We start from the raw sequence: 26,033 nt of genomic DNA on the forward strand, positions 1-26,033 counted from the left end.
GGCTTCCCCTCAGCAAGCACCTTCAGCCTTAGCCGGTTTCACGTTCGATATTTTGGAATGTTAACACGACTTTACTCATCTCCTGCCCACGACCAGCAATACGTTCAAGCAACATCTTGGCTGCATTTTCACCTGCTTTATCAAAGGCATAGTTGAATGTTGATAAGCTTGGGTTACTGACAAATGCGAGCTCATCATTGCCAACTCCTAATACTTTTATTTGCGATCCAACCTGAACTCCAGACTCTTGCAGTGCTTTCACCGCTCCAACCGCAATTCTATCGGTTGCGCAAAAAAGACCATCTAATTGTGGGTATTGCGTGATTAATGTTTTAGCTTGTAAGTAACCAGATTCAATCGAAAAATCACCACGCACATGAAACAACAGGGTTAAATTGTTGATACCCAGTGCTTGCTCTAACCCTTGAGAACGCAAGCAATCCACCGCTACGTCATCGCTCTGAACACCAATAAAACCAATGTGTTGACAACCTTTTGCTATCAACCGTTTACCCGCTTCGAATCCAACGCGAAGATCATCATGAACAATACTCGGGATATCGTGCAGTGAGCCATCTTGCCCAACCAATACCACCGGGACATTAGATTGTTGGATTGCTTTCACTAATGGCATATCAAGGTGTGTGGCGTAAAGTACAATGCCTTCGACCCTCTTTTGATTAAATATTTGAATATATTCCAACTCTTTAGCGTGATCTTGATGAGTATTGGCAAGCAACACGTGTTTGCCCGCTTGTTCAAATATGGCACTTAAACCATCAACACCTTGTGCTGTCGCATGCGAAGAGACTCGCGGAACGATGACTCCAATTAAATTGGTTTTTTGTGATTTGAGATCTTTAGCGACTTGGTTGACCATATAGCCGCATTCGGAAATTGCCTTTAACACTTTGATTTTTGTAGACTCTTTAACACCATACTCATCATTTACAACGCGTGAAACCGTCGATTTAGAAACTCCGGCCAGCTTAGCGACATCGTGCAAACTCGACATACATAACCTTACTCATTCTGTTTTGGGATTGTTTGCAAAACTCAGCGCAGCAAACGATCGAATAGTGTGATTCTAACGCTGTTTGTAGAATTATCGATCTCTCTTTTACCGATCTAATTCACAGAATCAATGGTTGGCTTTTGACTACTTTGAATTATTCATCAAAAATCCATTCTGCAAACGTTCCCAAAAATACTTATTTTAACTTTATCCACCATGCTTATCTTAAAGAGATCAAGTCATCTGGATACCAAACAACAACCGGGGTGGGTTATGAACTATCCAGTCATAGCAAAACAATTATTAGAGCAATTAGGTGGCAGAGAAAATATCCAAGCCCTTGCTCACTGTGCAACACGTTTAAGATTAGCGCTAAAAGATGACACATTGGTTGATGAACAAGCCATTGATTCACTTGAAGGTGTCAAAGGACAATTCAAAGTCGCTGGCCAATATCAAATTATTTTTGGCTCTGGTATCGTTAACCAAGTTTATGCGGAAATGGCCAAGCTGACCGGCCTTGCCGAAATGTCAACCAATGATGTTGCAAGCGCGGGTGCACAAAAGCAGAACCTAGTTCAGCGCGCCGTTAAAGGGTTGTCTGACATTTTTGTCCCTATTATCCCGGCCATCGTCGCTGGCGGTTTATTGATGGGGCTGTTCAATGTACTGACAGCTACTGGGCTTTTTATCGAAGGGCAATCACTGATTGATGCTAACCCGGGCTTGGCTGATCTTGCCAGCATGATCAACACCTTCGCTAACGCCCCTTTTGTTTATCTTCCTGTTTTGTTGGCATTTTCTGCTTCTAAAAAATTCGGCGGCAACCCATTCCTTGGAGCTGCATTAGGTATGTTGATGGTTCACCCAGACCTGCTCAATGGTTGGGGATTTGGCGGCGCGTCCGTCGCAGGCACCATCCCTACTTGGAATATTTTTGGCTTTGAGATCCAGAAAGTCGGCTATCAGGGCTCTGTCTTACCCGTTTTAGTCTCCGCCTTTATTCTTGCAAAAATCGAAAATGGCCTGCGCAAAATTATCCCTTCTGTACTGGATAATTTACTGACGCCTATGCTCTCGATTTTCATTGCAGGCTTTTTAACCTTCACACTGGTAGGCCCGATTACTCGCGATATCGGCTTTCTATTGGGTGATGGGCTGAACTGGCTATACGATTCTGCTGGCTTCATTGGTGGTGCACTGTTTGGCTTTATCTACGCGCCGTTTGTGATTACTGGCATGCACCACAGCTTTATTGCTATCGAAACACAGCTATTAGCTGACATCGCCATTACTGGTGGTACGTTTATTTTTCCTATTGCGGCCATGTCAAACGTCGCACAAGGTGCAGCAGCTTTAGCAGTTGGTATGAACACCAAAGATATCAAATTAAAAGGCATTGCGATTCCATCAGGTGTGACCGCCCTTCTGGGCATTACCGAACCCGCTATGTTCGGTGTAAACCTGAAACTTCGCTACCCATTTATTGCTGCGATCATCGGTTCAGCTTGTGCCAGTGCATTCATTACCTTGTTTAATGTCAAAGCACAAGCGTTAGGCGCGGCTGGGCTTCCAGGAGTGATTTCTATTAACCCAGAGAAAATCAGCTACTACATCATTGGCATGCTGATTTCTTTTGTCATTGCCTTTACCTTAACACTTGTTTTGGGTGCCAAAGAGCGCGCAAAGCTTGATAAACAAGCAACAGCGTAACCCCCAAGGCTGTTATGCTCCTAAGCCCGCTCGATGTGAGTGGGCTTATTTCTTCAGCGAATAACACGGATATTGGAAGAAAAAATGAATCGAGTTTGGGTGACAGGCGACGCGGTCGTCGACTTAATTCCTGATGGTGAAGCACACTATCTCAAATGTCCGGGCGGTGCTCCGGCGAATGTGGCTGTTGCCATCGCAAGATTGGGGGGTAATAGCGCCTTTTTTGGCCGTGTGGGTAATGACCCTATGGGGCGCTTTATGCAATCCACATTAACCGAAGAGAAAGTGGACACCCGATATTTGCAGTTGGATGAGCAGCAAAGAACATCAACCGTCGTGGTCGATTTAGACTCGCACGGCGAACGCAGTTTTACCTTTATGGTGAAACCGAGCGCGGATCAATTCATCCAATGTTCAGATATTCCGACCTTTTTAGCGGGCGAATGGCTGCATTGTTGCTCCATTGCACTGGCCAGTGAACCGAGTCGCAGCACTACCATTGAAGCGATTAAACGCATCAAAGCCAACGGGGGATTTGTCAGTTTTGATCCCAATCTACGAGAAGAGGTCTGGCCTAACCCCGAAGAGATGATCCCAGTGGTGATGAGCGTAGTGGCAATGGCAGATGTGGTTAAGTTTTCTGATGACGAACTGATCTTGCTCACGCAGCGCCCTAGCCTTGAGCAGGGATTAATCTCAGTGAAAGAATTGAACATTCCGCTGGTTGTCATTACTCAAGGTGCAAAAGGAGCGCAGGTGATCACAGCAGAGATGCAAACAATGATTACGGGAAAAGCCGTAAAACCTATCGATACAACAGGTGCCGGAGATGCTTTTGTCGGTGGATTACTTTGCCAGTTGTCATTACATAAAGAGTGGTTTAATAAGGGTACTATCATAAACGCAGTGCAATGGGCTAATGGCTGCGGAGCATTAGCCACCACCCAAAAAGGGGCAATGACAGCGCTACCAGATAAACACATGCTTGATCAATGGATTGGCTAAAATGATGGCTTGTACTTACAAGGACGTAAGTCGTGCTGAAGTTCAAGCAAACTGCGAAATAAACGGATGATTTTCAGAGGATGTTTGCTACGCTTACTGCATGATTAAGCAAACAACCCTCGGATAAGATGCAGACATTTGTTAAATATGAAAGATGTAAACGGTGGGTATTAAGCTTACTAGCTTTCTTACTACCCATTGTGATTGCTAGTCCAATTATCGCTTGGCAAACACGAGCTGATTTAAATGATCATATGCAGAACATACTACTCAAAGGTACGGATTATATGGATCTGTTGCTTAGAAATGCTTATGTCGCAAATGAACGTGCAGCACCGTACCTAGGCACAAGTTGCTCAGAGGCTATTCCTTATTTACGGGAACTGGTGGCAACAACTCCAGATATACGAACACTTAATCTAGCCAAGAAGGGAACCATTTACTGTAATTCGCTACGCGGTGAAGCCAACGAACACTACCGTATTGATAACTATATAGGTAAAGAATTATATCTAATGTCGGGAAACCGACTTACACCGTTACGACCTGTATTAGCTTTTAAACGCGACTATGAGCAAGGTACTGTCATCACTGGCGTTACCGCCTACTACTTGACTAATATACTTATCTTACTTGATTACTATGGGCACCTCTCTTTCCATGTCGGAGATAATTATCTCGATCAAACAGGGGCTGTGATGACACAACCACTATCACCGACACTGCGAAATACTTCACATCACTATCCCTACTCGCTAGCCGTAAAATTAACTATAAATGACTACTGGCTTTATTTTAAAAACACCAAACAAACCAGCACGATGTTAGTTCTTCTTATGAGTATTGGTTTAGGCGGCTTTGCTTATTGGAAACTCGGCCAAGCTTCGTCAATGCAAGGAGAAGTGAAACGTGCTATTCAATCCAACGAGTTCATTCCGTATGTACAACCGATTGTTGATGGTAGTGGTCAGCTCTGCCATATCGAAGTGCTTGCCCGCTGGCAACATCCTGTTCATGGATTAGTGAGGCCCGATCTTTTTATTCCCTTAGCGGAGGAATCTGGGCTAATCATTCCTATTACGACTCAGTTAATGTCCCAAGTAGAGCATGAACTTTCATTGCATCAAGCACAGTTTCCAGAGCATTTCAGTATTGGATTTAATATTTCAGCCAAGCACTGCGTAGCTTCCAATTTGTTTGATGATTGCAAACATTTCATTGAAACCTTCAACAATCGTAAACATATTTTAACGCTAGAGCTCACTGAGAGAGAGTTGGTTATTGATAGTGATGAAGCAAAAAAGCTCTTCCAGTCATTGGATAAAATAGGTGTGTTGCTAGCAATTGATGATTTTGGTACGGGTCATTCTAGTTTGAACTATTTGCAAGAGTTCAAGTTTGACATTTTAAAAATCGACAGAAGCTTTATTACCATGATCGGTAGTGATGCGATCTCTAGCCATATTGTTGAAAACTTAGTCGATTTGGCTAAGCGACTTGGGTTAAAAACCATCGCCGAAGGTGTGGAAACCCAAGATCAAATTGATTTTTTGAACGAAAGAGAAATTGACTATTTACAAGGCTATTTCTTTTATAAACCTATGCCGCTCAGTAAGTTTATCACTTTGCTTAAAACCACCTAGATCAATCTCTGGCATTCCAATACGATGATAACTAGAACTTCAGTGGTTATTTCTTATGACGAGAGGCCAACTGAGCACGGTAGCGAGCTAAATGAAAACGCTTGCGAACAGGTTGTTGAACAGAAAGTTGTTTTAACACTTTATTAAGCTGTTTCGTGTGATGTGCACTATTATGCTCTGCTGATTGCCCATCTTCTTCAATGAAAAATGAGGCGACACTCGCGGTCAATAAACCGAAAAGTGTAATACCCGTCAACATCAGAAACACGGCAACACCACGCCCAAATGGAGTGATTGGATACATATCGCCGTAACCAACAGTAGTAATCGTGGTCATTGCCCACCAAATCGCATCAGAAAAATCATTGATTGGGCTATCAGTTCCTTTTTCGACCAAATAGACAAAAGCCGCGGAAAGAAGCACTGTCGATAAGCTGGTTAGCCCAATAAAGCTGAGCGTTTTTTGTCTCAGTACCGCCTTTGTTTGACGCCATGCTCTTGGCAAGATCAGTAAAATGCGTAAAAAACGGAGCGGACGTAGGAATGGCATGGCCACAATCAACACGTCTGGCCAGTTTTTTACCATGTAACGCACTGGATGTGGGCTGAGTAAAACCTTAACCAGTAACTCCGTTGCAAACAATGCCCAAATAATCCAAAGCAGGTGCTCCAGAAAATCAAGCTCTTCGGGCTGTAAAGGTGCAATATCTGGTAGTAAAGCGACGATCACATACACTACCGATAGCAGCAGCATCGGAATTTCAGTTTTATGTTCGATCGCAGACAGTAGCTGTAAACGTGTTTTTAATTTCATGATTCAAATACCTTTTTCCGTTTACCTTAACGCCAAAAGTACCAAGTGAACAGTACAACCATCCCTTTTGTTACCCAATTAGCACCCAATTCAAAATGGAAATCACTATAAACTAGGTGGTTGAGATGTAAAGAATTGTGACCTTAACAAAGCTTAAAATAACCGTCTTGATCGTTATTCTAAGCTCTCCACACCCAATATCTCACTCACAAAAATCTCAAAAACACCATAGGAGTCAAGTTTCAATTGTGATACGATGCACAACTTTATGGATATCTCTCTATTTTCATATGGACGTGACCCGATACCCAAGCCACTTAGGATGCTGTCGATGACCAGTAAGTGAGGCCGAAAAAACATCAATAAAATGGTGGAATTGGCGTCAATGAACGTGATCAATACAGCAATACTGCAAGTGGGACAGGTATAACTCCGTTGTTTTACTCCGAGGTCACTTATTACCATGTCTTTTTTAAAAGATTTAGCCATTCGCAAAAAAATTGCGCTTGCCTTTACTATTATCGCGTTAGTCAACATCGCCTTCGGTTATTACCTATATCGTTCATTGAACGAAATACAAGATGACCTACTCAATCTAACGGATGACACACTTCCATCAATGATGATGGTCAATAACGTCAAATACAATATGGCTTCTGTGCGACGTGCTCAAATCAGTTTGCTTTCCGCAACCGATCAAGCCGAAATTACGGAGGATATTCGTTGGATGCAGGAACACTATCAAGCAATTGATAGTGCACTAGCCACCTATGAGCGTGCGGTTTGGACCGATCACGAGCGTTCGATTTTTATGCCAGTTAAAAACCTCTGGCGTGACTACTTGACTGCGCTTGGCTCTTTTAATGACGATATCCTCAATCAAAATATCGTAAAAGCTCAAGGGGATATTTCAGCCTCATTGGTTACATTTGAACGCCTAGAGAGTGCGATTGACGATCTTCTCAATTTAAACCAAACCTTTGTTGCCAAAAATCGCTCTGAACTGATGACGCTTATTCAAGCTATCACCTCATTTTCCACCGGCAGCATCGTTGCGCTGATAGCATTTATGGTGTTCATTACACTATTACTTTCTCGCTTAATCTGCCAGCCACTACAGTTGGTTGTACAGCAAGCGAACGCCATTGCTGGAGGTAATTTAAGCCATCGATTAGCACGTCAGCATATTGGACAAGATGAGCTAGGTGAATTGGCCGATGCGTGTTCAAGTATGCAAGAGAATTTACGCTCAATGGTGGAAGAGATCATCGCCGGAGCGACTCAACTATCTCATGCTGTCGATGAAGTTAGCGCCGTCTCTGAACAGACATCACAGGGCATGCAAGAGCAACAGGTCGAGGTGATGCACATTGCTACGGCCATGACGCAAATGAAATCAACGGTTGCAGAAGTGGCACGAAGCACAGAAGTCGCTTCTGACGCCGCTCGTGAAAGTAACCAACAATCTATCCTTGGATCAAAACAGATGGATTCCGTCGCGAATGCTATCTCTCTTGTGACTCAAGAAATTGATCAAGCAGAACAACGCGTATTAGAGCTTGAGCAGCAAGCGCAGCAAATTAACGTTGTCGTTGACGTGATAAGCAACATCGCCGACCAAACCAATTTGCTTGCACTTAACGCAGCAATTGAAGCGGCGCGTGCTGGTGAACAAGGGCGTGGTTTTGCGGTTGTGGCTGATGAAGTCCGTGCTTTAGCTGGCAAAACTCAGCAATCGACGGGCGACATCGTCAATATTATCCAAAGCCTACAAACATGCGCACTGCGTGCTCGTGAAGCGACGTCACAAAGCAGTGCACTTATGGGACAATGTGTGGAGCAAAGTGGCCAAACTCAAATCGCGATTGACCACATTAGTAATCAAAGCGCGCATATTGCTGATATGACCATTCAAATCGCCAGTGCGTGCGGAGAGCAAGATTCGGTTAGCGAAGAGCTCAGTCGCAATATCGAACGCATTAGTGAATCAGCTAAGCAAGTTGCACAAGGTTCTTCCAGCGCCGCTCAAGCGTGTGCAGAGCTGAGTCAGTTGGCAGCAATGCTACAAAATACGGTACGTCGCTTCCAAGTCTAACCTCATATCGTGGGTTTAAAAATAACGGCCTCTTTTGAGGCCGTTATAGTATCCATTCTCTTGCTATTTATAGCTTAAATCTGTCGATTTACCTTTAAAGATTCGGTAAACCACAAAGGTGTACAGCAAGATCATCGGCATCACAATCACGACACCAATGCCCACTACCAATAAGCTAGCAGTAGAAGCGGCTGATTCTTGAGCCGTCATTATCCCGGGGACGACATCAGAGAAAAAGCTATAGGCTAATCCAAGAAAGCTTAATGCAAAAATTAGCATCACACCAAAAAATGGCCATTGAACTCCCATATCATTCACTACAGGTACTCTTTTTAAATAGCGATCAACCATAAAAATCGTGACTAACACCACCAGCGGAACAGGAGCTAATAACAGCATTTCAGGGAAGCTAAACCAACGTTCCGCGACCAGTGGATTAAATAGCGGGTTAACAATACTGACTGAGAAAATACCCAGCGCGGCCAACCAACCCGCGCGGCGTGACCAGCGCGCCGCTCGAATTTGTAACGCGCCTTCAGTCTTTAACACCAGCCAAGCACCACCGATATAAACATAAGCGGCCGTCACGCACAGCGAACTGAGTAGTGCAAAGCCATAAGCCTGCATCGACTCCTCAAAGCTCATCACATACCGTCCAATCATGTAACCTTGGGTTAATGCGGCAAGTAAAGAGCCGGTTTTAAAACACAAGTCCCAGTGGTCTTTATGATCCGCTTTCGCTTTTGCACGAAAATCAAACGCTACACCACGCATAATCAATGCGATCAGCATCAGTGCGGTGGGCAAATACAGCTCTGTCAAAATCAAGCTATGTGCACTTGGAAACGCAATCAATAAAATACCAACGCCTAGCACTAGCCATGTTTCATTGGCATCCCAGAAAGGGCCAATCGAGGCGATCATTCTATCGCGCTGTTGCTCATTATTTTGGGGTAATAAAATACCGACACCCAAATCATAACCATCAAGTACCGCATACATGAAAACACTAAAGCCAAGCAATAAAAGATAAATTTCCGGTAGATAAGAGATCATAATGGTGCCTTTTGCTCGTCAATCGGTTGAATCGTTATGCCTGTAGAGAACTGCCTTGCTAAATAAAACAGTGTATGGATATAAGCAACTAGCAATACGGCATAAATGGTTAAATACATCACTAATGACAGCACAACAGAACCACTTCCAATCGCAGTAACTGCATCAGAAGTACGCAATACACCACTAACAAGCCATGGTTGACGGCCAATTTCAGTAACATACCACCCTGCTAATGTGGCTACCCATCCTGAAAACGTCATCGCGACAACGGTATAAAGATAGAACTTGGGTAAGGTTTTTTTACGAATTAAACGCCATGCACCAAACCAACTCACTAGCAGCATCAGCACGCCAATTCCGACCATAATTCGAAAGCCGAAGAACAGTGGCTTAACCGGGGGATGATCCGGTGCAAATTGATTTAAACCCACAATTTCACCGTCGAGGTCATGTGTGAGTATCAAGCTGGCTAATTTAGGAATACCGAGTTCAAAGTGATTGCTACGCGTGGCTTCATCAGGCCAAGCGAACAAGAGTAACGGTGCTCCTTGCTCCGTGTCCCACACCCCTTCCATCGCAGCAATTTTAGCGGGTTGGTGTTTTAACGTATTTAAGCCGTGTAAATCGCCAACAAAAATTTGTATTGGTATAGCAATGGCCGCGAGAATAATGCCGACTTTAAGGCCCACTTTCGCTGCTTCCAGTTGCGCATTACGCAAAAATTGGTAAGCAGAGATCCCTGCAATGACAAAACTTGCGGTGAGTAAAGAAGCCAGCAACATATGTACAAGCCGATACGGCATAGAAGGATTAAAAATAACCTCCTTCCAACTGGTGACATGAACAATGCCTTCAATCACTTCATAACCAGCAGGTGTATGCATCCAACTATTTAAAACTAAAATCCAAAAAGCAGAGAGTGATGTGCCTATCGCCACCAGCACGGTTGCTAAGGTATGCACCCATTCAGGTACTCTTCCACGCCCAAAAAGCATCACGCCAAGGAAGGTCGCCTCCATAAAGAAAGCCGTCATCACTTCGTAGCCTAACAATGGCCCAGCGACGTTACCGACTCTCTCCATAAATCCTGGCCAGTTAGTCCCAAATTGAAAACTCATCGTGATACCAGAAACAACACCGAGCGCAAAAGTCAGGGCAAATATCTTGACCCAGAAATAATATAAGTCCAACCACAACTGAGCTTGCGTTCGTACAAAACGCCACTTAAAAAACACCATCACCCATGCAAGCGCAATCGTAATGGTTGGAAATAAAATATGAAAACTGATATTGGCGGCAAACTGGATCCGCGACAACATGAGGGTCTCTAACATCACTCTTTCCTCAATCAAAAAAGACTAGGCAATCAAATAACAACAATTTACTTAATTGTTAATTACGTTGTTCGACCTAATTAAGTTCACTGTCTGAGGATTTTCTTACTTAAATTAACTAAGCCTTCTCATCGATTAATGAAAATGAAAAATCCACAGCAGTGCAGCCAATGAGTTGTACCAATCATCAGCTGTAAGACCGAGGAAAAAGATGTATCAAATTACGGAAGAATTATGACAAAAAATAACCGTGCCCCATAACAAGCGTTAGGTTTGAGTAAGCAGTAAGCCTTGCTTCGGCTTACAACGCAAAAAGGGTCGCATTTGATGCGACCCTTTCCTCCTTAACAAACGGTTAAAACTGAGCAGTTAGCTTTATATACACTTCATCTTTGCCTAATTTACTGTCTAATCCATGAGCGTAACCAATCCGTACTGGTAACGTGCCGCCATAAAGTACTATTGTATCGATCTGCACTTCAGCACCAATCCCCGTCAGGGCTTGGTAGTTTTGGTTATCGTTCCAGCTTGATCCTGAGTCGACAAATACAGAACCTGAAATATCCCCCAAGCCAATTGGCCACAAATTCCAGTTTCGTTCAGCGCGATACAATAAGCGGCTTAGTTCAACACTTTGTGTCGCGTAAGCTTGCCCTACTTGAGCCGCAGAGCTGTAGCCACGCAACGCTATCTGTTGGCGGCCATAAAGCTGCTCACTATCCCCTTCATAACTGCCTAGCTCAAACGGTTTGGCTTTTGAGTCCGCATAACCTGCCGCAAGATGAGTGGTAAGGTTGAAGCTCCCCGGGAGGTCCCAATGTGCTTGCCACTGCGCCTGCCATTTTTGTCCAGAGTAATCACCGCCAACATTGGACTCCCATACCAAATCAGCGTAATGACCCCACGCATAACCGGGAACATTCAATAAGCCTTCACGGTTATCCCATTGCAATGCAGCCCCTGCCAGCCACTCATCACTGGCTTGTGTATAGCGCGTACCTTGAGGCGCTTTGATCAGTGACTCTTTCTGCCAATAAGTGCCGATACCAAACGTTAAGTTATCATCGAGGCCATGCCATAAATAATTACGTTGTAACGTTAAGTCATCTTGACGGACAATGCGATCGTCTTTATTGGTCAATGGGTTTAACTTAAACTCATGCTCTCGGCTGAGCGTCGCTTGCCAACGGTTGTCATATTGATATCCCAATTGGTACGTCGCCAACGCATTTTTTGTATCCCAAGCCGCTTGGATCTCATATTGATGTCGCCCTAACACATCTGAACCACTGGTCGAGAAACCAAGTAACGATTGGTTATCATCCCCTTGCCAAACGGGAACCCAATAACGTGGCGTTAAAGTCGACAACGGTGAGTAGTCGGTAGTGTCACTTTTTTCGACCTGAGATATCGGCGTCGAAGCAGCGGATGTCACCTTGGCAAAGGAAGACAGCGGAGCCTCATTGAAAGCCGTCACCGTCGGAATATGGCGCAAATGGTAACCATCATGCTCATAAGCTTGGTAGATAAGCCCTTGCGATTGATTCCATTGCGGAGAAAAAGCACCTCCAATTTCATTGGTTAACTGCTCTAGCTGCAGACTGGTTAAGTCCATTCGGTAGATCTGATAACGCCCCGTGTAATCGGCGCTGAACAGCAACTCACCCTCTTGGGTAAAACTCAATTGATGCTCGGTTGCTGATGTTTCAGTGACAGCCAACCAGCGCTGCTCTTTGGCGACAAAACGCATGATATTCCACGCGCTAGACGGATGCTTCACGGAAGCATAAATGTCGCCTGTCGGAGACAGCGCCATATCACCAATGACCCAACCATATGTGCCTTGCCATAAGCGAGTTTGCTGCCCATCCAGCGTCACCTGCCATAACTCAGGCAACCCTTGTTCATGACGGGTAGCGAAAACACTTTGCCCATCTCGGCTCCAACGTACTTGGATAAAGCGCTGTTGCTCGGTTAAACGCTGCCACTGCCCATCAACGTAGCGATAAAGATCATTCAACACTCGTCCATCAAGATAACTATTCACTTGTGACGCGACGATACCTTGCTGGGGATGAACATCGAGGCTAGTTAAGCTTTTTGTAGTCAATAAATGCTGCCATTGATTTTGCTTACTATCCCACATCGCTAAATTTGCTCGATCAACCCCATCACGACGCCAAGCCAGTAATTGCTCTGATCCACCATTGGCTAATAGATATTCAAACGGCTGGCTATCGAGAGATTGAGCCTCCGAAGGCTGTTCCTTACTTTGCACAATTTGATCTGAAAACTGCGTGATTAGATCGGCACGGAACTCTTGCCAAAGCGCAAAAAAGTCTTTACCAAAAGCACGTTGAGCGCTTCGGTTTAAGAAAACGCCCGGAATTAGGTAGCCACTGTAATCGCTTAAAAAATGTTGGAGTGTGTCTTCGCCATACGTTTTGGCTAAATAATCAATAAAATACGCGCCGTAGAGGTAATTACTGCCAAGCGGTAAACGTTTGTTCGCTACTACGATTTGGTTGAGATCAGCCAGTTGTCCGCTCGCCACTTCCATGCGCATTTGCATCGCAAAATGGCTATTGTGCAAACGTCCATAACCTTCTTCATTTTGGCTTTCCATGTAAACCGCTAACCCTTCTAACAGCATCGAGGGTGTCATTGCATGCGGGAAAAGCAGTGTGTGGCGGCCAAAAATACGTCGAGCTCCAGTGACCGCACGCTCATTTAATTCCATATGAACAATGTGAGTGTACTCATGGCGGATGAGCATGTGCAACCATTCATCATTGCCTTCCAATCCATTAACATCGCTGGGAGGATTTAAGATCAAGCGAATTTGAGCATAAGGCAGCGGCGTTGCCCAACCGTTGGAATAGTCGTAGTCATCCACCAGCGTTAGGTGCGTTTTTTCAGCTGGCATCTTTGAGAATTGACTGGCAAGGTCTTGATGCACTTTCTCGGCAATATCTAACGAACGCGCCGCGTACTGGGCCAATTCACTGCGAAAGTGCACGATAAAATGTTGCGATTGTTGAGTCTGCCATTGCTGACCAGCTTGATCCCAAGCGACTGACTCAGCCAATACTGTTGGTGTATGCATACCCAAACAAACCATCAAACCCATAATGGGTGAGAGTACAAATTTTGCTGACATCGTTACAACAACCCTTTTCAATAATTAAGTGCGGCGATTGTACGTTGAATGAGAAAAGGATTGGGTATCGAAATGTATGGCTTTGTCAGGATAAGGCCTGACTATCATTTGCCCCCCATTTAAGGAGATGGCACTTAACATTGCTAAGCAATCTATTTTATATCGCACTCTATTTGACTGATCGGAACGCTCGATTGACCAAAACAGACATAAGCGGTAATTGGTTGATTTACCTTCATTTTCACGTAGCCAGCTTTTACATCATCCTCTCGAAATCGAACCATATTGGACGTTGCTTCTGAACCATCGACATAAATCGCCGTGAAATCATCATTCATCCAAGCAACCACTTTGTCGTAACTCTGTTTGGTCTTAAACACGATCTCGGCGCAGCGAATAGGCGGATTGTCACGAACGCTGTACCCGTCAGAATGTTCAACCGCTTCAGAGCCATTGCTCACATCGCGTAACTGGCTGGAAATCACATCACACTGACTGTCAGCCGCATGGACATTAAATGCAATAAGCATAGGAATCACGTAATAGCTTGGCTTCATCTTCATCATAAACATTACTGACATCATAGGTATTTGTAAAAAATAATAGCTTTACCCTATTCAAAACCACCCAAAAATAACATCACTTAAAAGTAAACGTGGGTTAAATATCACTGAACACTGCAGTGATGCCGTTCTAAATAGAACATTTGTTGTTTTTTTATGTGTATTAATTGGTTCTGGCTATGCGGTACAAACCTAGAATCTAACAGGCTTATCATTGCATCACACCACATCGTTCAATTTACCTTAACCAATAGGTAAGAAAATTAAGATTGACCAAACATCCTCGTAAATCATATCTTTCACCTACACCTTGACGAGAATCAAAAAGCTTGCACTTTTATCGCAAGTCTCTTTTCGCCCTAGGTATCCACATATCATAAAAAAGACAATCAAAAGGTAGTCAGCATGAAACAACCACTCAAGGCGCTGGTGCTCGCAATCAGTTTGTCGTGCGGTGCCATCGGTGCTTACGCAAACTCGTTAGAACCGCTCGACAAAGAATTCACTTTACAAGTTTTAGGATCGGGAGGGCCAATTTCAGATGATCTGCGCTCTTCTTCAGCGGAAGTAATTTGGTGGAAAGGCAAATCTAAAATCATGATTGATGCTGGCGGCGGCGCGTATCTGCGCTTTGGCCAATCCGGCTCTAAACTGGAAGATTTGGATTTTCTAGGCATTACCCATTTTCACACCGACCACGTTGCAGACTTGCCCGCGCTACTTAAAGGTGGCTACTTCTTTAACCGTCAAGATCCGCTAGATATTGCTGGGCCGCAAGCGGGATCAGCCTTCCCTAGCCTATCAGGCTATATGGACGCACTCTTTAATAACAAAGATGGCGCTTATGCTTATTTGAACGGTTTGTATGATGGCAGCGATGGTTTGTTCCCAGTCACCATCACTGATGTTTCTTACCAAACCACGACACCAACTAAAGTGTATCAACAAGACGGTTTAACCATTTACGCACTCGGTATTCCTCATGGGGACGTGCCATGTTTGGCTTATCGTATTGAAAGTGATCAGGGCGTTATTGTCATTTCTGCCGATCAAAACGGCAGTAACCCAGCATTTCTCGATTTTGCTCAAGGCGCTGACATCTTAGTCATGCCGATGGCTGTTCATGAGTCAGCCGATGAAGTTTCCGCATTTATGCACGCTAAACCTTCAGTGATTGGCGAAATTGCAGCCAAAATCAATCCTAAACTGCTCGTGCTCAACCACTGGATGGGAGTCGGCCTTAAACATAAATCAGAGTCCACCAAGATCATCAAACAGTTTTATCACGGCGAAGTTATTGCCGCCCGTGATCTCTCAAGCTACCCAATGAGTTCCGTGAAGGAGATAACCCATGAATTGTAAAATTGTTTTGTCTATTGCGATGACTTCGGCCATTGCTCTTCATCCTGCAATGAGCGTTGCAGAAACGTCAACGGAAGCACCAGTGAGTGCGCAACCCACCTCTCAAAATGGTGGCAAATGCGCGGCTGGCAAATGTGGTACTGAAAAACGCTTTGAGAAACAGGATTTAAAAAGCGATCCGCAAGGACGTTTAGTACGCGCCAGAGATGGTAAATGCGGCTTAACCGCAGAGGGAATCTCACCTTCCGCTGAAACCATTACTCTAACCAACAGCAAAATCACTGGTGGTGTATGCGGGCAATAGATCGTACTTCAAAAGGCATCGGCTTGCGTAGCGAACACATCGATTTGCTATGCCAGTTGCCTGACCATCCCGACATCGATTTCCTTGAGCTTGCTCCGGAGAACTGGATGAACATGGGCGGACTTAAACGCGAGCAGTTACAGCAGATAGCAAAGCACTATCCTCTGGTTGCACATGGGCTGAGTTTGTCGATTGGCGATTGTCAGCCACTGAACAAAGCGTTTGTGAAAAAGGTAGCGGCATTTTTAGATGAATTTAACATCGACATTTACAGTGAGCATTTGAGCTTTTCGCGTGATGCCCAAGGGTACTTGTATGAACTGCTGCCTATCCCGCGCTATAAAGAGAGCATTGCTTACTTGGTCGATCGCATTCACTGCGTTCAAGATATTGTGCAACGTCCTTTGGTGCTGGAAAACATCTCCTACTACCACAGTTACGGCAAGGAGATCCCCGAAGGCGAATTTATTGCTGAGATAGTCGAGCGCAGCGGCTGCCAGCTGCTGATTGATATCAATAATGTGTATGTGAATAGCCGTAACCACAATTACTGCCCGTTTGACATGCTGGCCACTTTACCGAGCGAAGCGATCTGCTATTACCACATCGCAGGTCACTTAAAAGAGCGCGAAGATTTCTTGCTCGATACCCATGGCAAACCAGTACAGCAAGAGGTGATTGACTTGGCTCGTTATGCTTACGCTCAACAAGGTAGCCGTCCTTTGCTGCTTGAACGTGATCATCATGTGCCTCCTCTGGTGGTTTTGACTGAAGAGTTGCGCACTATCCATCACGATATTATGCAACCAGCGCCATCATTAGTTATCGATGTGGAGCGTAGCCATGCTTAAACCACCAATGAACATGAGTATGTCAATGCACGCACTGACCTGCGTGATCCGCTCTCCTGTCGCGCAAGGCGAACCGCCCTGCCGTTATCGAGAGTTCATTCGAGCGAATATCTACTCTGTCATTAAGCACACTTTTCCTCTGTTTTACGCTCAACTTAACGAGGAAACACTCTACATTTTGACGGACGAATGGCTGGTAATACATGGCGCTATGGAGCCTGAGTTCCATCAGATTGCGACTGAATTTGTTCAGTTTATCCAACAGCACAATGGCCATAATGCCGACATTAACCTCAGTACTGACCAGATCGCACTGCTTGAATATGAATGGATCGCTTTCAACGCTGAAATGGATAGCGCCGATGTGCCGGATCTCAACGTGTGGTGGGATGATGTTGAAGCTCAACCGGAGGCGTTTTGCATACAGCTTAACCCAACGTTAAAACTGGTCGAAGTGCCTTTTCTTGTCCATCCAGAATCGGTCACTTTCCTAACTCAAGAACAGAAAACGGTCTGTTACGGGGTATTTCGTCATGCATCGCATCAGGTGGTATCACAAAAACTCAGAGAAGTGGATATCGCCCTGATTCAGATGATTCAAAACGCCCCAGCGCAGTCACTAACGCAACTAGAACAACAGATAGCTCAACACCTATCCAACTTCCATTTTTTGGCTTGGGTTCAAACGTTTCAGCAACAAGGACTCATCAGCCTGTATTTATTAGGAGAAACTCTATGATTCACTCAGCCCTCAATTGGTACGATGGCGTGATCGAAAAATTTAAAAAATTCGATTTTATCGTACTACTTGCGATTCGACTTTTTCTCGTGCCGGTGATTTTTGTTGGCGCTCGTTCTAAAGTGGTTGGTTTCGCTGGAACCGTTGCTTGGTTTGGCGCCTCAACCGCCGATGGTGGTTTAAATCTACCTTTTCCTGAACTGCTGGCATTTTTAGCCGCCGCGACGGAAGTACTCGGCTGTATTTGCATTGCACTTGGTCTTTTTACTCGCATTATGGCGATTCCAATGATTTTCATGATGAGCGTGGCGAGCGCAATGGTGCACTGGAAACATGGCTGGGACGCGATTGCCACCAGCAGTATGGAAGCGACGGTGCGCTTAAACGGTTTTATTGAATGGTTAGCGGTCAATTTTCCGGGCCGCTACAACTACATCACTGAGCTCGGTGACCCTGTGATGCTCAATAACGGGATGGAATTTGCGGCGACTTACTTTGTGATGCTGATGGTTCTTTTCATTTATGGTGGTGGCCGCTACGTCAGCCTCGACTACTGGCTAAAAAAACCATTCACTCGCACGCCTCAAACCGCTTAACACCTAATGATGCCGACTAACTTGAAGTTGCCGCCCGCAGCTTCAAGTGGCAGGCGTTATCAATCACACATTCATCTCTGACTATCTTACCTGCCATTTTGCTGGCGGGAGGGAGACTTTATGCTTACAGATGTGGTGGAACTGTCACGGTTCCAGTTCGCCAGTACGGCGCTTTACCATTTTATTTTTGTTCCGCTGACCATTGGCTTATCGTTTTTACTGGCGATCATGGAATCACTGTATGTCATGACCGGCAAAACCGTTTACAAAGACATGACTCGTTTTTGGGGTAAGCTGTTTGGCATCAACTTCGCCGTTGGCGTTGCCACCGGCCTCACTATGGAGTTTCAATTTGGCACCAACTGGGCGTACTACTCTCATTATGTGGGTGACATTTTTGGTGCTCCACTGGCGATTGAAGCTTTAATCGCTTTCTTCCTTGAATCAACACTCGTTGGATTATTTTTCTTCGGCTGGGAGCGCCTTTCTAAGCGTCAGCACTTAAGTGTGACTTGGTTAACCGCTTTAGGCTCTAACTTTTCTGGATTGTGGATTTTGATGGCCAACGGCTGGATGCAAAACCCCGTCGGCGCCGAGTTTAACTATCAAACCATGCGTATGGAAATGACCAACTTTACTGAGGTCATTTTTAACCCAGTAACCCAAGTGAAGTTTGTGCACACCGTTGCGGCGGGTTACACCACAGGCGCACTGTTTATCATGGGTATCAGCGCATACTACCTATTGAAAAAGCGCGACCTTCCCTTTGCGCGTCGCTCATTTGCTGTGGCTTGCGCTTTTGGCATGGCATCCATTAGCGCCACTTTATTGCTAGGTGATGAGTCAGGTTACACCTTAGGTGAAGTGCAACAGGTGAAACTGGCCGCCATTGAAGCCGAGTGGGATACCGAACAAGCCCCAGCCTCTTTTACTCTGTTTGGGCTACCTAACCAAGAAACCATGCACACAGACGCGGCGATTAAAGTCCCTTATTTGATGGGTATTATCGCCACGCGTTCATTGGATGAGCCCGTCATCGGCTTAAAAGATTTGATGGCGCGCAGTGAAGAGCGCATTCGCAATGGCATGCTCGCTTACGGGTTATTGGAAGCCTTACGCAATGGTGACGATTCACCGCAAAACATCGCTCAGTTTGAAACGCTAAAAGAGGATTTGGGGTACGGTTTATTACTCAAAAAATACACCGATAAAGTAACTGATGCGACTGAAAGCCAAATCAAACAAGCCGCGCAAGATACCATTCCGCAAGTTGCACCTCTGTTTTGGAGCTTCCGCATCATGGTGGCCTGCGGTATGGCGATGTTCGCTGTGATTGGGCTCTGTTTCATCCAAATTTGTCGGCGAAAAATCGGCACTCAGCCTTGGTTACTTAAGGCGGCATTATTCGCTATTCCACTTCCCTGGATTGCCAGCGAAGCGGGTTGGTTTGTCGCTGAGTTTGGCCGCCAACCTTGGGCTATCGGTGAAGTACTTCCGGTTAATATGGCTGTATCTAACCTATCACCCAGCGATTTATGGATTTCACTGGGCCTAGTTTACTTACTCTATAGCGCATTTTTGGTGGTGGAAATGTACCTGATGGTGAAGTTTGCTCGGCGCGGACCAAGCGCCCTACATACCGGACGTTACCATTTTGAAACGCAAGATGGGCACGGATCTCTATCTCACGTACACCATTAAGGGAGAACACAATGTTTGATTACGAAACCTTACGTCTGCTGACTTGGGCGATTGTCGGTGTGCTATTGATTGGTTTTATCATCACCGATGGCTTTGATATGGGCGTTGCAGCGCTACTGCCGATGTTGGGACGCAGTGATGTTGAACGAAGAGTGATGCTCAACAGTATCGCGCCTCATTGGGATGGCAACCAAGTGTGGTTGATTACTGCTGGCGGTGCGATTTTCGCCATCTGGCCACTGGTTTACGCCACCGCATTTTCTAGTTTCTATTTAGCGATGATGTTGCTACTTGCCACGTTATGGCTGCGCCCAATTGGTATGGATTATCGCTCGAAAATCGATAATCCCTCATGGCGCAAGGCGTGCGATAACGCACTGTTCATCAGTGGCGTTGTGCCGCCGCTCATCTTTGGCATTAGTTTTGGAAATTTATTGCTGGGAGTCCCTTTTCAGCTCAATAACTTATTGATGCTTGATTACCAAGGCCATTTTTGGGATCTATTCACGCCATTTCCGCTACTGTGTGGCCTGCTCAGCCTTGCCATCGTCGTCACTCAAGGCGCAACGTTTTTACAGCTCAAAACTTGTGATGCGTTACGTGAGCGAGCCCATAACGCGTCGGTGGTCAGTGCCAGCATTGCCGTGGCTTTATTTCTCATCGGCGGATTCTTTGCCGCCAACATGGCGGGTTATATTATCGTGAGCCCGATTGTCACGGATGCCGCTTCAAACCCCTTGCATAAAGAAGTGGTTAGCGTCGCTCGTCATTTACTGCATAACTATCAAGCACACGCCATGCTGTGGTTGATCCCTTGCGTGGGCATCGCGAGCTTATTGGCGTGCATATGGGCAAGCCTGAAAAGAGCATCTGGCTGGGCCTTCTTATTCTCTAGCCTTGCTATTGCATGCATTATTTTAACGGCAGGCGTGGCGCTATTTCCGATTATCATGCCGTCAAGCTTAATGCCATCACACAGTTTGACGATTTGGGATGCCACATCCAGCCAAAAAACACTCAATATCATCACGCTTGTCGCCATCTTAGTGGTGCCAGTTATTCTCAGTTACACCGCGTGGGGTTATTACAAAATGTTCGGTCGATTGAATGATGATTATATTCGCAACCACAGCGTATCGCTGTACTAAAGGAGATGACTGATGTGGTATTTCTGTTGGGTTCTTGGCGTATTACTCGCCTGTGCATTTGGCATAATCAATGGATTGTGGCTTGAGCAAGCTGAGCATTTCGATGAATCGTAACTCACTCATATGCAAGCCGATAACCTGTTAACAAGGTTTAAGATCATCAAGCTTTGAGATAAAAAAATGGCGCAAATTGTAGCGCCATTTTTCATCACATAGTAAGAAACGTATTTACTGAAATTTTGAGCCAGCTGCGGCAACAAAAGCCATTTCAACCAGATAGTCAGGACTTGCCAGTTGTGCTTGAACACAGGCTCGGCTTGGTGCGCATCCTTCTGGAAACCAGCGATCCCACACTTCATTCAAAGCGGCGAAATGAGCAAAATCTGTGACATAAATCGTCACCGATAACACGCGACTTCTGTCGCTGTCGATCGCCATCAACTGCTGCTCAGCTTGGGCTAAGATCTGCTCAACCTGCCCTTTCATATCGGCTTTTGTATCGCTATCAGCCACTTCCACAAAGTGGGCAATGCCGTTGAATACGGTGATGTCAGACCAACGTTTACTTGGATTAATACGATGAATAGTCATTAATTTCTCTCTTTATAGTAAAGATAACTCGCAACAGTGCTGTTCGATCACACAGACTGGCGCGCCGACTTTGCAGCTAAAGCCGCTGGCAACCAACCTGCCTGTGGTTTCATCTCGGCGATAACTGGTTATTGTGTTTGAATGTTGGCTAGCAACCAACAACCAATCTCCATCCGCAGACAAAGTGAAGTCACGCGGGAATTGGCCACCGACGTCAAATGCGGCAATCCATTGCGGTTGTGGCTGGCATAGTTCAAAAAGAACGATTTTATTTTGCTCTCGGCAGGAAGCATAGAGAAAACGTTCATCGGGCGACAACTTAATCGCCGCAGCCGCTCCACTTTTCGCCTCATTCGGCAAGAGATCGCACTCAGTCTCTATTTGCCATTGTGTCCCGGAAAATACTAAGGTGACCAAAGTCTCCGACAATTCACAGACCACAAAAGCTCGGGTTTCTGCGTGATTAAACACCACATGGCGCGGCCCACTCCCCGCAGGCATCTCTACAGTTTGCGCCAATGAAAATGCCTGATTATCACTGTTGATGGCGAAAAAATGAATTGCATCACTCCCTAAATCGACCACAACCAGTTGCGACGACTGTTTAAGGAAAACCACCTGATGAGCGTGAGGTGAGGTTTGGCGCTCTGCATTTGGCCCCTGACCATTAATCCATAGATCAGCGATACATAACTCCGGTTTGCCAGTGTCGTCCAAACGAACAATGTTCACATTACCCGACCCATAATGCGCCACGGCGCAATAGCGCTGCTTGGCATCAATAGCAAGATGACATGCATAGCTACCCGACAGTGGCACTTGAGAAACAGAGCCCTTGTTAATGTGTATTAATTGTGGGTTGTCGCTCGCTTCTACCTCATTAAAAGTGTAAAAGCCCTTGGTGGTTTCAAGAAGGTAGGAAGGGTTACGCGTCGCCATCACCTCTTGCAAAACACTAAGTTCACCCGTGATGGTGTTAAGCTCAATCAGCTCAACGCCGTTACTACTGCTTGGTGCATCCGTATAAGTACCAATGTAAAAACGCGCGGCAGTGTGTGTGCTCATTTTCCACCTATCATAAAAAATAAAACACTATACCCAAATTTCACCTTAATCTGGGATAATTTAATTGAGCTACCTGTGTGGCAGTGATGAAAACCGCCATACAGTCCAAACTTACATCCAATCGGGCGATTGCGGAACATAATCAATGAACATGCTCGGAATAATGTTTATTTTTCCTAGAGGATAAAATCCATCTTCGCTGTTAAATAATTTTCCGCGATAACGTTACGTGGGTTTTTAGATACAACAAAGCCCGCACGTGGCGGGCTTTGTTTGAATTTGGTGGGTCTTATTGGATTCGAACCAACGACCTTCTGGATGTCGACCAGACGCTCTAACCAACTGAGCTAAAGACCCAAATTTTTGTTCTTGAGCATGATACATGCAACTGAAATGGTGCGTCCGAGTGAACTCGAATCACCGACCCCCACCATGTCAAGGTGGTGCTCTAACCAACTGAGCTACGGACGCATATCTTCAGAACGGAGTGGATATTAACGGCTGTTTTTGCTGTGTGCAAGTCTATTTTCTTTGTTTTTGAGCCAGTTGGCTTATCTATCACCAGCTTGTCTGTTTTTTATTCACAACTCTGGGTTTAAGCACAATAACCCGATTAACAATAGGTGTAAGCTGTCCAATTTATTTCATTGTATAAGTTATGTGAGATTATCCATTGATTCGGACCAATTATCTCGTACTATAAGCTTTATCAATATCTTCGATATGCAATACGGTGACGTAACATGGATGTGCGATTATTCAATCATTCTCATCATTTGAGAGCCTCTGTACTTTGTGGGTTAAGCTTACTGCTGACCGCTATTGCATTTTTCTTCGTCCTATTTAACGTTTTTTACACTTACAGCTACGGGCTAGCAGCATTAGAATTTGTCTTCATGTGTTACTCCTATTACGTTTACTTGATTGCAAAGCAACAAACACATTCAGCTACTCATATTCGTGTCTACGTTTATTTTCTAATCTTTATTATCAGCGCAGGGACTTTTATCCAGCCTTTAAGTAATGGTCTATTTTTATGGACCACGTTTTTCCCAGTACTTTTTTACCTATTGCTAGGGGTTAAGCATGGCCGCCTCGCTACGGGCATCGCACTCATTCCGCAACTGTTCAACATTTATTATCAAGCCTTATGGAATGAAGCTTATGATCCAATCCCGTTGATGATCAATCTGCTTCTTTGCTACTGCGGAATTTGGACAGTGGCTCATATTTTTGAATCTAGCCGTAAAAAAACCGAAAACTCACTACGCTATCTTGCTTCTCGTGATGCGTTGACGGGCTCTCACAATCGTTTAGCACTCACTCATGCCTTCGCTCACTTTGTGCAAAATAAGGTAGATACCACTTTATGTCTTCTGGTGATTGACCTTGATTATTTTAAGCAAGTCAATGACACCCATGGGCATGATGCCGGTGATAAGGTGCTGATCGATACGGCGCAGGTAATGTCTCAAATTGTGGGCGACGATAACCTCTACCGTATCGGCGGGGAGGAGTTTTGTGTGACTTTGTTTAATAACAGTATCGCGCAAGCCGAACATGTGGGAGAAAAATTACGCGAAGCGATTAATCAACATTTGTACGCTTATGGCTCGAAGCGAATCCAACTGACCTTAAGTGTCGGTATTTGTGAATACCATGAAGGTGACAAGTTGGATGTACTACTGAAATTAGCCGATGTTGAGCTTTATAAAGCGAAGAAAAATGGACGTAACCAAGTTCGTATTTGCCAAGTCAATGACAGCAAAAATGATGCGACACTTTGGGCTTCTCAGAGTTCTTGATCCTCTCCGACTTCATACACAACATTATAATTTTCAGTATAGGTACACTGTGGTTGACGGCTACACGTAAAGAATCGTCGGCCTTTGAATTCGCCTTGGCTGGCAATTTTTATCACCATTGGGCTGCCACATTTTTTGCAAAAACGCACTTCTTTATCGGTTTCGATCAAATCGATATGCGCGGCCAATAACCTTCTTAGTTTACTCACTTGATAGCTGTGTTTGATGTTCGCACCAATCAATGGAATGTTGGCAGACTTACACACATGCATCAGCAATTTTTCACGCTCTACCTTGCCTTTATGCAGTTCTTTTCCGTTATCCAACTCGATGATGACTCGCGGCTCTAAGGTTCTTGCATCACATACCACAAAATCAAAATAGTTTTTGGCGATTCGGTTATTGGCGATAAACCACTGCTTTTTATTCAAGTTCGCCGCTGGGGTAACCACGTTGGCCATTGAAACTTTAGCCAACACCACACCGTGTTCCCCTACTGCAGATTTCAGCGCATTATGAAAGGCGCCTTCCGACATATTGAGTAACGCTCCTTTCTTCTTATAAGCGTAGTCTTTGGTATCGTCGTGTTTGATCACGTACTTTTGGATAAAGACAAAAAACAGCACCAGCAGTGCAACAATGATAAAAATGTTGGTCATACGATAAAAACCATTTTGAAGTAATTAGCTAACTCGCTAATTAATAAACGAAGTACCGCCCAAAGGCCAGTTTATTACTATGGATTTGTTGAAGAGGGTGACCTAATCCACATGGCAGCAGGCTCTCTTGTAAGCTGAATCTAGAATGTGTACCAGAGTGTCATTCAGGTTGATAACCTACGCCAATGAGTGAAATGTCGCAACTTGTGTTTTCTGTCAATGGACAATGACCAAACGAGAGGCTCATTAATGAGAGCCTTAGTAGGAAAAAGTAGAGAAAAAAAGTATCCACCGGCATAGCCGGTGGTTTTTCATATGCGCCTATAAGGCTTTCCTACTGGCAGCGCCCTAGCAGGCGCATAGTGATCTGACATTTGCATATGACTATTTCCTGCGGCCCGTAAACGGGCTACCTGAGTACGGGAGCGATAATTGCTCTCCCATTTTATCCTGCTCTAGTTGGTGCTTTATGTAACTTTGTATCTTCTCGGTATTTTTTCCTACCGTATCTACATAATACCCTCGACACCAAAATTCTCGATTCCTGTACTTGAACTTCAAATCTCCAAATCGCTCATATAGCATCAGGCTACTTTTTCCTTTCAAATACCCCATAAATGATGAAACACTCATCTTCGGTGGTATTTCTAAAAGCATATGAATATGATCTACGCAGCACTCCGCTTCAATAATATTCACACTTTTCCATTCACATAGTTTTCTAAGTATCTCGCCTACTGCCCTTCGTTTCTCACCATAGAACACCTGCCTTCGGTACTTAGGTGCAAAAACTACATGATATTTACAATTC

23 protein-coding genes and 2 tRNA genes are annotated in these 26,033 nt (G+C 44.9%); 13 read left to right on the forward strand and 12 right to left on the reverse strand.

The window, feature by feature from the left end; all coding sequences use genetic code 11:
- Positions 1-28 precede the first annotated feature (28 nt).
- A complete protein-coding gene (locus AACT18_RS12755) occupies positions 29-1,015 on the reverse strand; it encodes a LacI family DNA-binding transcriptional regulator (RefSeq protein ID WP_010319758.1) in 987 nt (328 codons plus the stop codon).
- 273 nt (positions 1,016-1,288) lie between these two features.
- Here AACT18_RS12755 and AACT18_RS12760 point away from each other — a divergent pair, with 273 nt between their 5' ends.
- The 3 genes from AACT18_RS12760 to AACT18_RS12770 all read left to right on the forward strand — a co-directional run bounded on the left by AACT18_RS12760 (position 1,289) and on the right by AACT18_RS12770 (position 5,376).
- Complete coding sequence (locus AACT18_RS12760; protein WP_094125142.1) at positions 1,289-2,728, forward strand: sucrose-specific PTS transporter subunit IIBC; 1,440 nt, start codon at positions 1,289-1,291, stop codon at positions 2,726-2,728.
- 84 nt (positions 2,729-2,812) lie between these two features.
- Positions 2,813-3,733, forward strand: a complete 921-nt coding sequence (locus tag AACT18_RS12765; RefSeq protein WP_094125143.1) for an aminoimidazole riboside kinase — start codon at positions 2,813-2,815, stop codon at positions 3,731-3,733.
- 287 nt (positions 3,734-4,020) lie between these two features.
- Positions 4,021-5,376, forward strand: a complete 1,356-nt coding sequence (locus AACT18_RS12770; protein ID WP_237666696.1) for an EAL domain-containing protein — start codon at positions 4,021-4,023, stop codon at positions 5,374-5,376.
- A 46-nt stretch (positions 5,377-5,422) separates the two neighbouring features.
- Here the strand turns inward: AACT18_RS12770 and AACT18_RS12775 are convergent, their stop codons facing one another.
- Positions 5,423-6,190, reverse strand: coding sequence for a potassium channel family protein (locus AACT18_RS12775; RefSeq protein WP_017044802.1), 768 nt, complete (start codon positions 6,188-6,190; stop codon positions 5,423-5,425).
- A 463-nt stretch (positions 6,191-6,653) separates the two neighbouring features.
- Here AACT18_RS12775 and AACT18_RS12780 point away from each other — a divergent pair, with 463 nt between their 5' ends.
- The gene (locus tag AACT18_RS12780) at positions 6,654-8,285 is read left to right on the forward strand and encodes a methyl-accepting chemotaxis protein (protein WP_094125145.1); all 1,632 of its coding nucleotides are present in this window, start codon (positions 6,654-6,656) and stop codon (positions 8,283-8,285) included.
- Positions 8,286-8,348: 63 nt separating this feature from the next.
- Here the strand turns inward: AACT18_RS12780 and AACT18_RS12785 are convergent, their stop codons facing one another.
- The 4 genes from AACT18_RS12785 to AACT18_RS12800 form a co-directional block, all read right to left on the reverse strand.
- Positions 8,349-9,341 carry a cytochrome d ubiquinol oxidase subunit II gene (locus AACT18_RS12785; protein ID WP_094125146.1) on the reverse strand — a complete coding sequence of 331 codons (993 nt, stop codon included), beginning with the start codon at positions 9,339-9,341 and terminating at the stop codon, positions 8,349-8,351.
- Positions 9,338-10,678, reverse strand: coding sequence for a cytochrome ubiquinol oxidase subunit I (locus AACT18_RS12790; protein WP_094125147.1), 1,341 nt, complete (start codon positions 10,676-10,678; stop codon positions 9,338-9,340). Before AACT18_RS12790 ends, AACT18_RS12785 begins: the two co-directional genes overlap by 4 nt.
- 355 nt (positions 10,679-11,033) lie before the next feature.
- Positions 11,034-13,838 (reverse strand): BamA/TamA family outer membrane protein, encoded by a 2,805-nt coding sequence (locus AACT18_RS12795; RefSeq protein ID WP_094125148.1) that lies wholly within the window; start codon positions 13,836-13,838, stop codon positions 11,034-11,036.
- A gap of 152 nt (positions 13,839-13,990) precedes the next feature.
- Positions 13,991-14,410 (reverse strand): hypothetical protein, encoded by a 420-nt coding sequence (locus tag AACT18_RS12800; protein WP_094125149.1) that lies wholly within the window; start codon positions 14,408-14,410, stop codon positions 13,991-13,993.
- Between the two features lie 396 nt (positions 14,411-14,806).
- Between AACT18_RS12800 and AACT18_RS12805 the strand changes: the two genes are divergently transcribed.
- The 8 genes from AACT18_RS12805 to cydX all read left to right on the forward strand — a co-directional run bounded on the left by AACT18_RS12805 (position 14,807) and on the right by cydX (position 21,216).
- A complete protein-coding gene (locus tag AACT18_RS12805) occupies positions 14,807-15,763 on the forward strand; it encodes an MBL fold metallo-hydrolase (protein WP_094125504.1) in 957 nt (318 codons plus the stop codon).
- Positions 15,753-16,067: a hypothetical protein gene (locus AACT18_RS12810; protein ID WP_094125505.1), complete on the forward strand. Its 315-nt coding sequence runs from the start codon at positions 15,753-15,755 to the stop codon at positions 16,065-16,067. The genes AACT18_RS12805 and AACT18_RS12810 overlap by 11 nt, the downstream gene beginning before the upstream one ends.
- Entirely contained in the window at positions 16,055-16,918 is an 864-nt protein-coding gene (locus AACT18_RS12815; protein ID WP_094125506.1) for a DUF692 domain-containing protein, read from the forward strand. The genes AACT18_RS12810 and AACT18_RS12815 overlap by 13 nt, the downstream gene beginning before the upstream one ends.
- Positions 16,911-17,657 carry an HvfC family peptide modification chaperone gene (locus AACT18_RS12820; RefSeq protein ID WP_094125507.1) on the forward strand — a complete coding sequence of 249 codons (747 nt, stop codon included), beginning with the start codon at positions 16,911-16,913 and terminating at the stop codon, positions 17,655-17,657. The genes AACT18_RS12815 and AACT18_RS12820 overlap by 8 nt, the downstream gene beginning before the upstream one ends.
- On the forward strand, positions 17,654-18,253 hold the full coding sequence (locus AACT18_RS12825; RefSeq protein ID WP_094125508.1) for an HvfX family Cu-binding RiPP maturation protein: 600 nt from the start codon (positions 17,654-17,656) through the stop codon (positions 18,251-18,253). Before AACT18_RS12820 ends, AACT18_RS12825 begins: the two co-directional genes overlap by 4 nt.
- A gap of 120 nt (positions 18,254-18,373) precedes the next feature.
- Positions 18,374-19,954, forward strand: a complete 1,581-nt coding sequence (locus AACT18_RS12830; RefSeq protein ID WP_094143553.1) for a cytochrome ubiquinol oxidase subunit I — start codon at positions 18,374-18,376, stop codon at positions 19,952-19,954.
- Positions 19,955-19,965: 11 nt separating this feature from the next.
- Complete coding sequence (cydB, locus tag AACT18_RS12835) at positions 19,966-21,102, forward strand: cytochrome d ubiquinol oxidase subunit II (protein ID WP_094125593.1); 1,137 nt, start codon at positions 19,966-19,968, stop codon at positions 21,100-21,102.
- 12 nt (positions 21,103-21,114) lie between these two features.
- A complete protein-coding gene (gene cydX / locus AACT18_RS12840; RefSeq protein ID WP_013856710.1) occupies positions 21,115-21,216 on the forward strand; it encodes a cytochrome bd-I oxidase subunit CydX in 102 nt (33 codons plus the stop codon).
- 114 nt (positions 21,217-21,330) lie between these two features.
- On the opposite strand, the gene AACT18_RS12845 is transcribed toward cydX, so the two are convergent.
- From AACT18_RS12845 to AACT18_RS12860, 4 genes are all read right to left on the reverse strand, one after another.
- The gene (locus AACT18_RS12845) at positions 21,331-21,693 is read right to left on the reverse strand and encodes a RidA family protein (RefSeq protein ID WP_094125592.1); all 363 of its coding nucleotides are present in this window, start codon (positions 21,691-21,693) and stop codon (positions 21,331-21,333) included.
- Positions 21,694-21,705: 12 nt separating this feature from the next.
- Complete coding sequence (locus AACT18_RS12850) at positions 21,706-22,758, reverse strand: lactonase family protein (protein ID WP_094125591.1); 1,053 nt, start codon at positions 22,756-22,758, stop codon at positions 21,706-21,708.
- 280 nt (positions 22,759-23,038) lie between these two features.
- Positions 23,039-23,115, reverse strand: a tRNA-Val gene (locus tag AACT18_RS12855).
- 37 nt (positions 23,116-23,152) lie between these two features.
- Positions 23,153-23,229: transfer RNA gene (locus AACT18_RS12860), tRNA-Val, on the reverse strand.
- Positions 23,230-23,501: 272 nt separating this feature from the next.
- On the opposite strand from AACT18_RS12860, the gene AACT18_RS12865 reads away from it, so the two are divergent.
- Positions 23,502-24,563 carry a GGDEF domain-containing protein gene (locus AACT18_RS12865; RefSeq protein ID WP_094125590.1) on the forward strand — a complete coding sequence of 354 codons (1,062 nt, stop codon included), beginning with the start codon at positions 23,502-23,504 and terminating at the stop codon, positions 24,561-24,563.
- Here the strand turns inward: AACT18_RS12865 and AACT18_RS12870 are convergent.
- Complete coding sequence (locus tag AACT18_RS12870; RefSeq protein ID WP_013856668.1) at positions 24,551-25,222, reverse strand: DUF2726 domain-containing protein; 672 nt, start codon at positions 25,220-25,222, stop codon at positions 24,551-24,553. The genes AACT18_RS12865 and AACT18_RS12870 overlap by 13 nt on opposite strands.
- A gap of 384 nt (positions 25,223-25,606) precedes the next feature.
- Positions 25,607-26,033 (reverse strand): IS200/IS605 family transposase (gene tnpA, locus AACT18_RS12875; protein ID WP_094143321.1); only part of this gene is annotated, 427 nt, incomplete at its 5' end.

This window comes from Vibrio sp. V04_P4A5T148 (assembly GCF_963875605.1).
Classification (GTDB): domain Bacteria; phylum Pseudomonadota; class Gammaproteobacteria; order Enterobacterales; family Vibrionaceae; genus Vibrio; species Vibrio anguillarum.